General features: G+C 68.9%; 18 protein-coding genes. 9 read left to right on the top strand and 9 right to left on the bottom strand.

Annotated elements, in window-relative coordinates; translation table 11 throughout:
- Positions 1-34 precede the first annotated feature (34 nt).
- The gene (locus OOT46_RS20590; protein ID WP_265405507.1) at positions 35-811 is read right to left on the bottom strand and encodes a Coq4 family protein; all 777 of its coding nucleotides are present in this window, start codon (positions 809-811) and stop codon (positions 35-37) included.
- An 869-nt stretch (positions 812-1680) separates the two neighbouring features.
- Positions 1681-2034 (bottom strand): DUF1304 domain-containing protein, encoded by a 354-nt coding sequence (locus tag OOT46_RS20595; RefSeq protein WP_265405508.1) that lies wholly within the window; start codon positions 2032-2034, stop codon positions 1681-1683.
- A 56-nt stretch (positions 2035-2090) separates the two neighbouring features.
- On the opposite strand from OOT46_RS20595, the gene OOT46_RS20600 reads away from it, so the two are divergent.
- The 3 genes from OOT46_RS20600 (at position 2091) to OOT46_RS20610 (ending at position 3626) form a co-directional block, all read left to right on the top strand.
- On the top strand, positions 2091-2795 hold the full coding sequence (locus OOT46_RS20600) for a TetR/AcrR family transcriptional regulator (protein ID WP_265405509.1): 705 nt from the start codon (positions 2091-2093) through the stop codon (positions 2793-2795).
- Between the two features lie 254 nt (positions 2796-3049).
- Positions 3050-3322 carry a type II toxin-antitoxin system ParD family antitoxin gene (locus OOT46_RS20605; RefSeq protein WP_265405510.1) on the top strand — a complete coding sequence of 91 codons (273 nt, stop codon included), beginning with the start codon at positions 3050-3052 and terminating at the stop codon, positions 3320-3322.
- A gap of 10 nt (positions 3323-3332) precedes the next feature.
- Complete coding sequence (locus OOT46_RS20610) at positions 3333-3626, top strand: type II toxin-antitoxin system RelE/ParE family toxin (protein ID WP_265405511.1); 294 nt, start codon at positions 3333-3335, stop codon at positions 3624-3626.
- A 72-nt stretch (positions 3627-3698) separates the two neighbouring features.
- Here OOT46_RS20610 and OOT46_RS20615 read toward each other — a convergent pair whose 3' ends face one another.
- The gene (locus OOT46_RS20615; RefSeq protein WP_265405570.1) at positions 3699-3902 is read right to left on the bottom strand and encodes a helix-turn-helix domain-containing protein; all 204 of its coding nucleotides are present in this window, start codon (positions 3900-3902) and stop codon (positions 3699-3701) included.
- A 261-nt stretch (positions 3903-4163) separates the two neighbouring features.
- Here OOT46_RS20615 and OOT46_RS20620 point away from each other — a divergent pair, with 261 nt between their 5' ends.
- The 4 genes from OOT46_RS20620 to OOT46_RS20635 all read left to right on the top strand — a co-directional run bounded on the left by OOT46_RS20620 (position 4164) and on the right by OOT46_RS20635 (position 6328).
- Complete coding sequence (locus tag OOT46_RS20620) at positions 4164-4592, top strand: hypothetical protein (RefSeq protein WP_265405512.1); 429 nt, start codon at positions 4164-4166, stop codon at positions 4590-4592.
- Positions 4593-4662: 70 nt separating this feature from the next.
- Positions 4663-4977 carry a metalloregulator ArsR/SmtB family transcription factor gene (locus OOT46_RS20625; protein WP_265405513.1) on the top strand — a complete coding sequence of 105 codons (315 nt, stop codon included), beginning with the start codon at positions 4663-4665 and terminating at the stop codon, positions 4975-4977.
- The gene (locus OOT46_RS20630; protein WP_265405514.1) at positions 4974-5714 is read left to right on the top strand and encodes an SdpI family protein; all 741 of its coding nucleotides are present in this window, start codon (positions 4974-4976) and stop codon (positions 5712-5714) included. Before OOT46_RS20625 ends, OOT46_RS20630 begins: the two co-directional genes overlap by 4 nt.
- Before the next feature lie 161 nt (positions 5715-5875).
- On the top strand, positions 5876-6328 hold the full coding sequence (locus OOT46_RS20635; RefSeq protein WP_265405515.1) for a PA2169 family four-helix-bundle protein: 453 nt from the start codon (positions 5876-5878) through the stop codon (positions 6326-6328).
- Between the two features lie 40 nt (positions 6329-6368).
- Here the strand turns inward: OOT46_RS20635 and OOT46_RS20640 are convergent, their stop codons facing one another.
- The 6 genes from OOT46_RS20640 to OOT46_RS20665 form a co-directional block, all read right to left on the bottom strand.
- A complete protein-coding gene (locus OOT46_RS20640; RefSeq protein ID WP_265405516.1) occupies positions 6369-7610 on the bottom strand; it encodes a PEP-CTERM sorting domain-containing protein in 1242 nt (413 codons plus the stop codon).
- A 125-nt stretch (positions 7611-7735) separates the two neighbouring features.
- Positions 7736-7960, bottom strand: a complete 225-nt coding sequence (locus tag OOT46_RS20645) for a hypothetical protein (RefSeq protein WP_265405517.1) — start codon at positions 7958-7960, stop codon at positions 7736-7738.
- Positions 7961-8177: 217 nt separating this feature from the next.
- The gene (pcaG, locus tag OOT46_RS20650) at positions 8178-8780 is read right to left on the bottom strand and encodes a protocatechuate 3,4-dioxygenase subunit alpha (RefSeq protein WP_265405518.1); all 603 of its coding nucleotides are present in this window, start codon (positions 8778-8780) and stop codon (positions 8178-8180) included.
- Entirely contained in the window at positions 8777-9493 is a 717-nt protein-coding gene (gene pcaH, locus OOT46_RS20655; RefSeq protein ID WP_265405519.1) for a protocatechuate 3,4-dioxygenase subunit beta, read from the bottom strand. Before pcaH ends, pcaG begins: the two co-directional genes overlap by 4 nt.
- Before the next feature lie 133 nt (positions 9494-9626).
- On the bottom strand, positions 9627-10100 hold the full coding sequence (locus tag OOT46_RS20660; RefSeq protein ID WP_265405520.1) for a MarR family winged helix-turn-helix transcriptional regulator: 474 nt from the start codon (positions 10098-10100) through the stop codon (positions 9627-9629).
- Positions 10101-10112: 12 nt separating this feature from the next.
- On the bottom strand, positions 10113-10877 hold the full coding sequence (locus tag OOT46_RS20665) for an alpha/beta fold hydrolase (protein WP_265405521.1): 765 nt from the start codon (positions 10875-10877) through the stop codon (positions 10113-10115).
- A 290-nt stretch (positions 10878-11167) separates the two neighbouring features.
- Between OOT46_RS20665 and OOT46_RS20670 the strand changes: the two genes are divergently transcribed.
- Positions 11168-12778 (top strand): FAD-dependent monooxygenase, encoded by a 1611-nt coding sequence (locus OOT46_RS20670; protein WP_265405522.1) that lies wholly within the window; start codon positions 11168-11170, stop codon positions 12776-12778.
- 140 nt (positions 12779-12918) lie between these two features.
- Positions 12919-13800, top strand: coding sequence for a PEP-CTERM sorting domain-containing protein (locus tag OOT46_RS20675; RefSeq protein WP_265405523.1), 882 nt, complete (start codon positions 12919-12921; stop codon positions 13798-13800).
- Positions 13801-13943 lie beyond the last annotated feature (143 nt).

Genomic DNA, 13943 nt, shown 5'->3' on the forward strand with positions numbered 1-13943 from the left:
CAGTCAGTCAGTCAGTCAGGAATCCCGCCGTCGCTCAGGCCGACGAGGGCCGCAGCGGCGGCATGAAGGCATCGACGCTCGCGGGGTCGACGCGGAAATGCGCCCGCACCTCGGCGATCGGCGTGTCCCACAGCTCGGTCCATCGCACGCCGAACAGCGGCCGCGCGCGTTTGCCCATCAGCCAGCCCCTCACGATGGCGCGCATGCGGGCATCGCCTTCGGCATACGGGTGCTTCAGGGTCTGGATGATTCCGCCGCCGAGCATCAGGGGCGCCAGCCGGGTCGGCATCTGCGCGAGATAAAAACCGTGCAGCCCGAGCTCGCCGGCGACGTCGGCATCGAAGTCGGCGACGGTGTGCCAGATGTCGTGGGTTTCGAGCAGGTGGGCGCGGGCGTAGGAGGTTGCGTCCCGGGCCGGATGGATCGGGATGTCGTCAGCGTCCAGGCCGTTGCGGTCCAGGTGCTGGACGAAGGCGTGTGCCAGCGTGCCAGCCGGCTTGGCGCGCAAGGCCGGCAGATCGAGCGGCCCGAGGCGGGGCCGGTCTCGCAAGGCGGGCGCGAAGTTCGGGTCGTCGCCGATCTCGTCGGCCATGGCCTTCAGCAGCGCGGGTGTGAACACCGCGTCGCCGATGGCGACCACCGCGCCCAGATTGGACGGCTTGCGGAACAGCACGCCCATCGAATACACGACGCGCAGGACCCGGCGCAGCCTTTCCCGCCGGGTAAGACGCGCACTCAGATCGGGCAGAGGAGGGTTCACGCCGGCCAGCGTGACGCCATTTTGTGCGGGTGAATGTGAATATCCGTTCATACTCAGCTCATTGGCAGTGACGCAGCCCTGCCCCCGCAAATCCCGCACCGGCGACCAAATATCGACCGGAGGCGACTCGCGATGACAAAGCGATAAACCGAAACGAAAACATCGCGCGGCGCACTGATGCGCCGCATTCTTCCGGACGGGCCCGCGCCGAACGACTTGTTTTTGTCATCCTGCGTCCTGCACGACCCGCACGCTCACTGATGCACCCACTCCATGCACCGTCGCTGCACCCCACCGGGGCGCGGCCGACTTTCATCGCGGAGAAACTCTTGTTCTTGTGCGCCCGATGCCGCCACCCGCCTCGACAGCAGACAGCGAAAATCACCTCCGCACCGACGTGCGAAATAAGCGACAGCCCAGCGCCAAGCCCCAGCCGCATCCCCGTCACGCTGCCTGCGCAACCGCGACGGACGAGGCGCCTTACCGTGGCAAGGCCGTCATTTATTCGACATATTTACTCCTGCGCACTTTCGGTGTTGCCTCCGAGTGCGATACGAAGTTGATTCTAAATAAGTAAACGAAACGCCAACCCCTGGAAAGTCTGACAGCTTTCCGAGATGGCGGCTGATGAAATCCCCAAAAAGGCCCGAAAGGGCAGGTTTTGAGGCCAAGGCGCCCGGCGTCAGCAGACTGTAAGTCCGCGGCTGATTATCGAGCCGAACGGGCGGGGGCGCCCATTTTCGGGCGGGAACCCCGGCGGAGCGCCGGCGGTTCACCGCAAGGGTGCATATTGGCGAAACCGCGGCCCCGACCGAGGCCGCATTTCTTGAGGGGGTCGAGACCGGAGGATTCAGCGCAGAGGTGCGCGGAGATTCAGCGCAGACCGGACGCGGCGCGGGTCGGCTGCGCCGGATGCCGCCTTATGCCCAGCAGAGGGCAGCGACCGCGGCCAGCGCCGGCACGGCCTGGACGAAAAAGATCTTGCGGCTGACCGTCAGCGCGCCGAAGACGCCGGCGACCACGACGCAGGCCAGGAAAAACAGCTTGACTGCCGTGCCTGCCGGCCCGAGCGTCAGGCCCCACACCAGCCCGGCCGCCAGAAAACCGTTGTACAGCCCCTGATTGGCGGCCAGCGCCTTGGACGCGGCGGCGAACTCGGGCGTCAGGCCGAAGGTGCGACGCCCGAAGGGCTTGTCCCACAGGAACATCTCCAGCACCAGGAAGTAGAGATGCAGCAGGGCCACCAGGCCGACCAGGATCTTTGCGAGCACCATGCGCCTTGTTTGAAAAACACTTTTGTTTCTATTTGGCATGTTATTGTTTTTCGATCATGAGCACAACCAGCAAGACAGCAGCGCCGCGAAGCCCGGCCGGGCGCTCGCGCGCGGCGCCGCAGAAGCTGCCGCGCGGTGGCCGCCACCCGCTGACGCAGGCGGCGGTCGCCGCCTCGCAGCGCGAGCGCATGCTGCGCGCCATCGTGAAGGTCGTCGCCGACAAGGGGTACACCGCGACGACGGTCGCGGACGTCATCGGCGTGGCGGGGGTCTCGCGCCGCACCTTCTATGAACAGTTCGCGAGCATCGAAGCCTGCTTCCTGGCCGCCTATGACGACGGCCTGCAGGAGCTGCTGGCGGCCATCCGCGAGGCGATGCGCGGCGCGCCGAAGGGCGACTGGCGCGAACGCAGCCGGCTGGGCATTGCCGCCTACCTCGACGCGCTGGCGGCCGGCCCGCCGGGCGCGGCATGGACCTACACCGTCGAGGTACTGGGCGCGGGCCGCAAGGCGCTCGCGCGCCGGGCGGCCGTGATGGCGCAATGGACGGCGCAGTGGCGCGCCTTGCAAGAGATGCGGCGAGCCACCGAGGCCGAGGTGCCCGATGTGGAGGACGCCTGCCTGCTGGCCCTGGTCGGCGGCATCGAGGAGCTGGTGCGCGAATGCCTGCGCAGGAGGGGCGTGCGGCATCTGCCGGGCTTGGTGCATGTGGCGACGGATCTGTCGGTGCGGGTGCTGGGTGGAGCGCAGCCGGGCGGCTGACGGCTCCAACTCAAGGCGGGACTGAAGCAGATGCGGAGTTTCTATCTGGCCTACCGGGATCTACTCCGGAAACGTCACGCGGTGCGTGACCTTTCCAGCGCGGCGACCCTGATGGGTCGGCCGGACCCAGCAGGGATCCGGCTGCAATCCACGCTCGGGAAAACGCGGATATATCCACCCTCGCATGTCAAAGAATGTCAGACTTTGACAATAGGCCTACAATTTCAGGGTAGTCTGCTACCGAGAGGTTTGTCATGGGCATGAACGTGAATTTGACGCCGCAGCTGGAGGAACTGGTGCGACGCAAGGTCAGTTCTGGCATGTACACGTCGGCGAGTGAGGTCGTCCGGGAGGCCTTGCGGCTGATGGACGAGAAAGACCAGCTCCGCGAAGCCCAACTCGATCAACTGCGCCAGGACATCCGGGAGGGTCAGCACAGTGGGCCAGCGACGGCGTGGGATCCCGAGGACATCAAGCGAGCCGGCCGAGCGCAACGCACAGCCAGCGTCAAAGTCAGCGCGGGATAACCGTCGCGAGGTGCGAGTTCGTCCAAGCGGTCGCGCCGACATCGAGCAGTTGTGGCACTACATCGCGGACGACGACATCCCTCAGGCAGACCGCTTCGTCGATCGATTGGACGAGACCTTTCGTCTGCTCGCGCAACAACCCTTGATGGGAAGAGCCCGCGACGAGTTGGGGCAGGCAGTGAGAAGTCACCCGTTCCAGAGGTACGTAATCTTCTACGAGCCCTTACCGAGCGGGATCGCCGTCATACGGGTTCTGCATAGCGCTCGGGACGTAGTGACGCAATTCACTGCTGCGGACGAATAGCGCCTCCGCGCTCTTGAGCAACCAAACGCTCGCCGTCTTCCGCCGTGCTCCTAGCAGCAGCGGATCGCCGCCTCAGTCCGGCACCCGCTCGAACAACTCCCCCACACCCACGCCGAAAAACTTGCAGAGCTTGTCGATGGCGTCCAACTCCACCCGGGCGGCAGTCTCTTGGTAGAGCAAGGTGATGGTGTTGCGGTTGAGCCCGGTTTCCCGGGCCACATCGGCGATCTTCAGCTTGCGTTCGCCCATGAGCCGCGAAAGGTGGCACTTGATCAAGAGCCACCCCAAATGGAAAAATTAGATCCAGGATAGAAGAATTTGCTTGACACGCTCGTTCTGGGTTCCACAATGTCATCCTAGACATCAAAACGCCGCGCAAGACGACGTGAGCCGCTGCATTGTGACCACTTTCGGGAGGCCCGAGAAGTGCCAGAGCTTGCTTTTGCCTTTTCGGTAAGCGTGGACCATGGGCCCAACGCCGTCGGCCACGGTTTACCCGGCTTTGCCCACAGCGGCGGCCCGTTCACGACAGGGCCCATGCCTCAACCGGCCTTCTGGTTCCACCCCACCCTCGACCCCACGCTGTCACTGCCCACGCGCCGCGCGTGGTACCGCCGCCTGCAGCATCAACTCGCCGCCCTCGACCTCGCGATCGGAACGCACCGGGCCGTGTCGGTGGTGATCGGCGGCCGGCACGTGCTCGGCTCCAACGACCGGCAGCAGGTGTTGAGTTGGCTCATGAACGAGTCCCCGGTGTGGGCCGTGCAGAGCGGTGAGCTCCTGCTGCTGCAGCCCCAGGCCGGCCTGCTCGCCGGCACCGCGGCCCTGAACCTCTGGCTGGTCAACGGCCTCTCGCACTGCTGGCTGGCAGGCACCGGCCGCACCACGCTGTGCCGCATCGGCCAGGGCGCAACGCTCGCCCGTCGCATCGGCGAAGCACGCCGCGCGCTGCGCGCACGAAGATGACAGCAAGCTTAAAACACACCCCCCATTGGAGGGTGGCGATTAGCCATGGGGCGAATTAGCATGATTGCTAATGAACGAGATTTTCAAAGCCCTGTCGCACCCGACCCGCCGCGAGATCATCGGCCTGTTGCGTGACGGCCCGATGGCCTCGGGCGATATCGCCGGGCTGTTCGACATGAGCTGGCCGACCATCACGGGGCACCTGAACGTGCTGCGCGATGCCGGGCTGGTGGAGGTGGAGCGGCTGGGTGTCTCGATGCGCTACCGGCTCAACATCTCGGCCATCGAGGACGCGGTGGGTTTCCTGATGGACGTGCTCGGCACGGGCAAGGCCCGCGCCGGCGCCCGCCTCAGGCCGAAACGAAAAGGAAACGTCACGCCGTGACTCAGCCGCCTTCCGCTCCCCCGCCCCTTCCACCTGCTTCGTCCACGCCCCCGCGCCCATCGCCCCCCGGCCCGCTCGATGCCGCGGCCTGGGCCGTCGCCGGGCTGCAGCTGGTGTTGGCGCTGTGGGTCGCCGGCTGGGGCCCGGACGGTCCGCTGCCAATGCACTTCACGGGGACCGGCGAGGTCGACCGCTGGGGCCACCGTTATGAAGCCGTGGCCGTGCTGCTCGGTTTTGCGCTGCTCAACCTGGGGGTGCAGATCGGCTTGAGGCACGGGGCCGCGGGAAGCCTGCCAGCAGGCGGCCCCCCGCTGCCGCTGAGGGTGGCGCGTGTGGTCCTGCTGGTCGTGCTGACCCTCGTCAGCGCACTGTGCGGGGCGCTGGGACTGGGCCTGCTGACCCCGGGCGAGCCCCAGGTGCGGCTGATGCATGGGGCGCTCGCGCTCGGCTGGGTGGCGACGCTGTCGCTGGGCGCCGTGGTCGGCAAGGCGCGCCCCAACCCGGTGGTGGGCGTGCGGGTCCGCTGGACGCGGCACAGCCGCCTGGCCTGGGACAAGGCCAACCGCCTGCTCGGTCACCTCTATTTCCTCGGCGGCTTGACCGGGCTGCTCTTGATGCCGCTGGTCGACGTGTTCGATGGCTTCACGCTGCTGATGGTCGTCACGCTGGGCGGCGGCGCGCTCTCGCTCTTCGAGAGCTGGCGCGTCTGGCGCACCGACCCCGAGCGCACCGGCTGAGGCCGGGGCAAGACTGCTTGCCGTCCCTCCTGCCGGACCTGCGCCGCCGGGCATGCCGTGTGCCGATGCCTGGGAAGTGCCGCCGAGCGGGCCCGGCTGTTCTGGCCCTGCGCTGCGGTGTGTCCCCAACCCGGAACCCGACGCATGGGCAAGGAGGAACAATGAACAACGACGATGTCATCGGTGTACTGAACGACCTGGTCGAAACCAGCAAGGACGGTGAGTACGGTTTCACCTCGTGTGCCGAGCATGCCAAGTCGCCCGAGCTGAAGAGCTTTTTCACCGCACGCGCGGGCGAATGCCGCCGTGGCGCCGAAGAACTGCAGGCCCAGGTGGCCTTGCTGGGCGGCAAGCCCGACACCTCCGGCACCGCCGCCGGCGCGGTGCACCGCGGCTGGGTCGCGGTGCGCGGCGTGTTGAGCGGCTACGACGACCACTCCATGCTGGAGGAGTGCGAACGCGGCGAAGACGTGGCCGTCACGAAGTACCGGGCCGCGCTGGAAAAGCCGCTGCCGCCGGACCTGCGTGCGATCGTCGAACGCCAGCTGCAGGGCGCCCAGCGCAACCACAACGAGGTCAAGGCGCTGCGCGATCGTTTCCCCAGGAAAGCCTGACGAACCGACGGGGCGGGCCGGGGCCGGCCCGCCCCTTGTTTCATCCCTTGCATCTCGCGAAGTCGGCCTGCCGGCGCCACACCGTCAGCAGGATGCCGGCCACCAGCAGCCAGCCCGACGCGGGCTCGGGCACCGGTGTCATCAGGAAGGCGCGCACTCCCCCGTCGCGCATCACGCCGTCGCCGACGATCTGCCCGTGGTCGTTGATCGCGAAGGCCGACAACTCGCTCCAACTACTACCCGGCGGCAGCAGATCGCGCAGGAAGTTGAATCCTTGCTCCGTGGTATGGAGAAACCCGCCGCCTTCAGTGGAGCCCGGCTGCAGCTGGGCGTAACCCACCACCTGCCCGCGCGCATTGAGGTCTTCGCCGAAGAGGGTGTAGGCGTGGGCCGGCCCGACCGGCCGGGCGATGCCGTCGCTGCCGTAGAGGTAGGGCCGCAGATAAGTGTTCGCATCGATGTCGCGCACGTTCACCAGCACATCGCCCCGCTGGTTCACCGCGACGGCCGAACTCTCGCGGCCGCCGAAGCTGCCCAGATCGCGAAAACCGCCCGCCAGGGTGCCCACCACGGCGTGCCGGCCCGTGACGTTGTCCACCTCCGCATGCCCCACGATCAGGCCACTGTCGTTGATGGCGCGCAGGGCCACCCCTTGCGCACCGGGCAGGCCCGGCAGCTCCGACATGCCGGACAGCGCACTCCCGAGCCCGCCGCTGTAGACGAAGGCGGCGCTCGATCCCGTGTCACCCACGAGGTGTCCGACCACATGGCCGTGGTTGTTGAGGGCCTCGGCCGTGACCTTCACGGGCCTGTCGCTGGAACCCAGCGCCTGCAGGCCGGCGCCCGGGCTGTAGAGGAAGCCGCGGTGCCCACCGTCGTCTCCGGTCCGCAGGAGGCCGGACACCTGGCCGCGTTCATTGATGGCACTGGCGCGACTGCTCGGACCGCCCAGCGTGCCCAGGTCCTGCAAGACGCCACCGGGCGAGTGCAGGAAGGCATGTCCCGGGTCGCCGGGGCTGAACTGGGCCTCGCCCACGACCTGGCCCAGGTTGTTGATGTCGCGCGCGCGGCTCCACAGGCCAGGCGTGCCCAGGTCGTGGATGCTGTAGCTCGCGGCGGCCGCAGCGCTTGCGGCCGCCGCTGCCAGGCTCACCGGTCCGAGCACCCGGCACAGGCGGCCGGCGAGCCGACGCGGCGGAGGCCGGAAGAGCGCGGACGGTGGGGCTGTCGGGGCCCGGGGGCGCGGGCCGAAGTTGCGGGGAAAGTCAGGGAGAGGGGTCACGGAATCCTCCTGCGTCAGCACCGCCCCGTGCGGGGGCACGCAGGCGTCCGGCGGGGGGCGGCAGGGTCAGGGGAGACCGGTGCGAAGGCCGCAAGGCGGCCTTGCCTCGGCGCTCGGGGCGGGCCTCAGCGGGGGTCGCTGCGGCGCAGCCTATGGTGCTTGGTGTACGCAGCCAGCAGCCCTAGCCCCAAGGCCATCAGGACATGGCCGGGTGTACCGGGCAGCTCGGGCCCGGCAGCGGCAGCCGTGCTGCCGCACAACACGATGGCCGCCACGAGCCAGCGTGCCACCGGGTGGCATCGCGTGAAGCGGGGGCCGTGTCGGCGCGGAACGATGAGGGACGAACCCATCAGGTACTCCTGGGGAAGGTGGCGCAGGCTCGTGCGCCGGCCGGGCCGTGAAGCCCACTGCCGGCCGGCACACCGGGAAGGGCAGCACCACATGCGCCTTCCTATCGTTAACCCTAGCCCTTCCCAAGGAGGCCCGCCTCCCCTCCGGTGAGGGGTCGACCGACAGCAAGGACGCGACATGCACAGCAAGTCGGGATGCGGCCTCGCTGCCGGTCCTTCAAAGGTCGAAGAAGACGGTTTCGTGCGGGCCCTGCATGCGGATGTCGAAGCGATAGACGACACCCGACACATCGGTTTCGCGCCGTGCGACGAGCGTCGCGCGGCGCTCGGCGGGCACGCTTTGCAGCAGCCGGTCTTCGGCATTCGCCGCGGCTTCGTCGTCGAAGTAGAGGCGCGTGAAGGCATGCGAAAGCAGCCCGCGCATCAGCACGATGACCTCGATGTGCGGCGCCTCGCCCGGACCGGCGGAGCCGGGCTTGACGGTGCTGAAGTGGAAGCGCATCCCTGCATCGGTGCCGGTGCCGCAGCGACCAAAGCCGCGGAAGTCGAGCGCCGCGGCCTGCTCGGCCGTGGTGATCTCGCGGCCCAGCGCGTCGAGCTGGCCGATCTCGATCATCGCGTCCTTGACCGGCTGGCCCGCACCGTCGAGCACCTGCCCCAGGATGCGGATGTGCTCGCCGGCGGCCTGCGGCCCGGCCAGCACCGGCGTGTAGGCGCTGCCGTGGTCGTAGCGGTATTGCTGAGGGGTGAGCGCGACGGCGAAATAGGGACCGACGGTCTGCGACGGGGTTTGCGGCAGCAGGGTCTCGGGCGTGCTCATCGGCGAGCCTCCATCGGCGTTTCGCGCGCGCCGCGCAGCACGATGTCGAATTCATAGCCGAGCGCAACACCCGGCTCGGCGAGGTCCGGCTTGAAGCGGCTGACGAGCCGCTCGCGGGCGCCAGCCGGCGTGCCTTGGAAGATCGGGTCAAGCGCCAGCAGGGGGTCACCGGGGAAGTACATCTGCGTCACCAGCCGGCTGCCGAAATGCTCGCCAAACAGCGAGAAGTGGATGTGCCTGGGGCGCCAGGCATTGCGGTGGTTGCCCCAGGGGTAGGCGCCCGGCGTGAGGGTGAGGAAACGATAGCGCCCGTCGGCGTCGGTGACGCATCGGCCGGCCCCGAGGAAGTTGGGATCCAGCGGGGCATCGTGCTGGTCGGCCTTGTGCACATAGCGGCCGGCGGCATTGGCCTGCCAGACCTCAACCAAGGCCTGGCGCACCGGCCGGCCGCGCTCGTCGAGCACGCGACCAGTGACGATGATGCGCTCGCCCAGCGGCGGGCCGTTCCTGGCGGCGTTGCGCGTCAGGTCGTGGTCCAGCGCGCCGATGACCTCGGGCCCGTAGACGGGGGCGCGCAGCTGGCACAGGCGCTCCGGGACCGGCTGCAGCGGCAGGCGCGGGCCGCGCAACAGCGTGGACTTGTAGTCGGGCTGGACATAGGGCGGGTGGCTGCTCCAGTCGCGCGGCCCGAGCTCGGGCAGGCGGTCGGTCATCGGGGTCTCCTCATCGGTACGGGCCACTTGAATGATCACTCTCGGTCATGTACGTTCACGACGGCACCCTGATCCCTCATGCCACCGACACCCTGCTGAGCCCGCATCGTGTTGAGGCGCAGGGCCTGGCCGCTCAAAGCTTGCGTCGACGCGCCACCTTCTGCAGCAACTCGAACAGCATCGCGCGTTCGGCCTCGCTCAGCCCGCCCAGCGCTTCGCGCTCCATCGTCAGCGACAGCTCCTGCGCCTTGCGCGCCAGCAGGCTGCCCTTGCGCGTGAGTCGGACGTGCTGCGAGCGCCGGTCGACCTCGCTGCGGGTGCGGGTCAGCAATTCACGTTCGGCGAGCCGATCGAGCACGATGGTGATGTTGGGGGCGGACACCGACAGCGCTTGTGACAGCTGCTTCTGGGTGACGTTGTCGTTGTGGGCGATCAGCACCAGCAGGCTGAACTCCACCGGCCTGAGCTGCAGCGGATCGCCGATGTGGCGGAAGAAGGCCTTCTTGGCCGGCACATCGGCCTGCGCGAGATGGTGGCCGAGCAGGTGGCGCAGGCTGGAATCGTCCAGGATGGCTGAGGCGGGCCCGACGTCGGCGCTGGGAGACATGGGCGCGAGGCTTCAGGCGGCAGCGAGGAAATCCACCAAGGAAGCCGCGAAGCGGTGATCCCGCAGCGCGCTCATGTGGTCGCCGCCGACCAGGGTCAGCTGGGCGCCGGGGATGGCCGCGGCGACCACCTGCGGGCGCGCGGCCAGCGGATCGTGCCGGCCCGCCAGCACCAGCGTCGGCGCGCGGATGCGCTGCAGGGGCAGCGCCGCGGTCTCGACGGCCCGGGCGTGGGCGGCCATGGCCTTGTGGTCGGCGCCGTAGTGATCGGCGAAAGCGCGGAAGGCGGCCACGCCCGGGTTGCCGATGAAACGTGCATCGGGCGCGAGCATGCCGGCGGCCAGTGCCTTGCCGGCCAGCAGGCGAGCATGCGGCGTGGCTTCGATCAGGGCCGCGCCGACACCGCCCACCACCAGGCGCCTGACGCGGTGGTCGCGAGCGGCGGTCAGCAAGGCCACCGAGGCACCCATCGAGTAGCCCGCCAGGTCGATGCGATCCTCGCCGATCAGGTCGAACAGTTCGCGCAGGTCATCGGCCATGCGGGCCTCGCCATACCGCTCGCTGTCATGCGGCTTGTCCGAAGCCCCGTGGCCGCGCGCGTCGGGTGCGAAGACACGGCGGCCGGCAGCCACCAGGGCCTGCACGATGCCGGGCTTCACCCAGTTGCGGGCGGCATCGAGGATGTAGCCGTGCTGCAGCACCACCGGGGGCCGGCTGCGGTCGTTGCCGAACACCTGGTAGGCGATCGCGACGCCGTCGGACGAGACCAAACGGTTCATGTATTGCCTTTCTTGCCCAAGGCCGGTTATAGCTCAACCCCCTGGATATCGGGATAGGCCGCTCCCGGCGGTCCGGCGTAAAACCGCGCCTTCGCCCCAGGGCCCTGGCCCGGGTGCCGGCACAGCTGAAGAACAGCTCGCGTTCCGTCAAGGTTCTGAAACACTCCTTGCCGCCGGGCGCCAGGTAAAACCGGGCTGCACAGCACGCCCCGGCTGCGGCCGCAGGGCTGCGCGAGGGCCTGTCCCCTTGTCGGGGTAGACGCCCCATGCCGGCGGCCTCACCATGCCGCATGGCTGCCCCATCGTCCACGCCGGTGCTGATCGTCGGCGCCGGCCCCACCGGCCTGATGCTCGCCTGCCAGCTGGCCCGCCACGGCGTGGCGTTCCGGCTGGTGGACGGCAAATCGGGGCCGACCCGCGAGTCGCGGGCCCTGGGTGTGCAGGCCCGCACGCTCGAGCTCTACGACACCCTGGGCATCGCCGGGGAAGCGGTCTCCCAGGGACGCCCCACCTACTCGGCCAATCTCTATGTCGGCCTGCAGCGGGTGCAGCGCATCCCGCTTGGAGATGTGGGCCAGGACGCCACGCCCTACCCTTTTCTGCTGATCCTGGAACAGAGCCGCAACGAGGCCCTGCTCTACCAGACCCTGTGCGCCAGCGGCGAGACGGTCGACTGGGGCTGCCGGCTGGAGCGCTTCGAGCAGGACGCGGACGGTGTGGTCGCCGTCTTGCAGCCAGCCGGTGGCGGTCGGCCACAACAGCTTCGCGCCGACTGGCTGGTGGCCTGCGACGGCGCCCGCAGCACCGTGCGCGAACAGCTCGGCCTGGCGTTTTCCGGCGGCACCTACGAGCAGGTGTTTTACGTCGCGGACACCGCCGTCGACTGGCCGCTGCCGCACGGCGAGCTGACGGTCTGCCTGTCGCACCGCACCTTCGCCGCCCTCTTCCCTATGCCCGGGGAGCACCGCTACCGGGTGGTCGGCGTGCTGCCGCCGGGGTACGAAGGCAACGAGGCCGGGCTGCGTTTCGAGGACATCGAGGCGGCCGTGCGCCAGCAGATGGACGTGCCGGTGTCCTTCTCGGACACCCGCTGGTTCGCGAGCTACCGGGTGCACCACCGCTGCGTGGAGCGGTTCCGCAGCGGCCGCTGCTTTCTGGCCGGCGACGCCGCGCACGTGCACAGCCCGGTCGGTGCCCAGGGCATGAACACCGGGCTGCAGGACGCCTGCAACCTGGCATGGAAGCTGGCCCTGGTGGTTCGCCGGCAGGCCCCTGCCGCCTTGCTCGACAGCTATCACGAAGAGCGCTGGCCACTGGCGCAGCGGCTGCTGCGCACCACCGACGCGGCCTTCCGCTTTGTCGTCAGCAGGGAACCGCTGATGCGGGCCCTGCGGCTGCAGGCGGTGCCGCGTGTGCTGCCCGGGCTGCTGAGCCTCCCGGCGGTGCAGCAGCGGGTCTTCCGCGCCCTCTCGCAGATCGGCCTGAACTACCGCGGGCGCAGCCTGGCGGTCACGCTGGCCAGCGCCGGCCTGCAGGCGGGCGACCGCCTGCCCTATGTGCGCATCGAGCCGCCGCTGGCGTCCCGGGCGATGTCGGTCTACGCCTGGCTGCGGCCAGCCCGCTTCAACCTCCTGCTGCTGCAGCGACAGTCGGCCGGCCTGGAGGCCGAGGCCGGCCAATGGCAAGCCGAGCTGGAGGCGGCCTGCCCGGGCTGGTTCTCGGTGCACGCGCTGCCCGCCGAGCTCGGCGGCGCCGGGCTGCTCGCGGCGCTGAAAGTCGGCGACCGCGCGGTGCTGCTGGTCCGGCCCGACCACTACATCGCCTGGCTGGCCGACCGTTTCGACCGACCGGCGCTGCGGTCCTACCTGGCCGAGATGCTCGGTCTCCTGGCCCGCCCCTGACCCGGGCCCTCTTGTCGTAACTTCCTCAGAGGCGACTTACCGTCTGTCGCATGACTTTTCGCGAATCGCTCTTAGGCTCCGTCCGCCGCCCGCAAGCGGGTGGTGGAGGACAGGTTCGTTCCTATAACAGAAGGAAAAGCATGCGTATTCATCCGAAGCCGAAGCCGTCGGCATTGACACGTGCCCTGGCGGCGCTGGCCCTCGGCGGCCTCGCCTTCGCCGCGGCGCCCGCCCATGCCACCGCGGCGGCCTCGGCCAGCGCAGGGCCGCTGGAGTTCGAGGTGGTCGACCTGCGGCCCGACGACGGCCAGGCCGCGTCCTACCGGGTCGACCGCGGGACCTGGCGCCCGCTGGGCAGCGGGCCCTTTGTGTCGGGCACGCACGGCATCGTCGAGCACTGGGACGCGAGCCAGGAGATGCGGCATACCTACGAGTCGGATGAGGACGATGCCTTCCTCGCGCCGGTCGCGATCGAGAAGTCAGGCGCGGGACACTCGAGCTCGGCCTCGGCCAGCGAGACGGGCCTGAAGGTCAGCACCTCGCTCAGCAGCGCCGGCTCGTCGATGGCCTCGGCGGGCACCTGGATCGGCTTCTACCCGGGTGAGGTACCCGACGGTTACTTCGGCCTCGAACTGGCGCCGCACAGCCAGCTCACGGTGTCCTTCGACGCCGTGGTGCGCATCAGCGACGGCGGCCTCACGGACGGCGCGAACGAAAACGCGAGCGCGATGGTCGACTTCACCTTCGAGCCGGTCGAGCCCGGCGCCGGAAGCGGTCCTCACTGGCAGCGCCTCGCCGTGTCCTCGGGACGCGACGGCCTCTCCGAAGTGCAGCAGAAGAAGCAGCGCATGAGCCTGACCATCCTGAACGACAGCGACACCTTCATGCACGGCTCGCTGGACATCGACCTGGTTACGCTGGCCAACGTCGGCATATCGCCGGCACCCGAACCCGGCACCTGGGCCCTGATGCTCGCCGGCCTGGGCGGGCTGGCTGCCGTGGCCCGCCGGCGTCGCGGCTGAACCGGCTCGCGACCGGCGCATGCCGCCGTGTCGACGTAGTCGATCGAAACGGATGCATCGGGATATGGGCCGGCGCAGACCTGGTCCGAGCCCGGCAGCGCGTGCCGATGTCACAGCAGCAGCGCCTGGGTCGTCATGACTCC

The sequence above is a fragment of the Aquabacterium sp. A7-Y genome, from assembly GCF_026153205.1.
Lineage (GTDB): Bacteria > Pseudomonadota > Gammaproteobacteria > Burkholderiales > Burkholderiaceae_C > Caldimonas.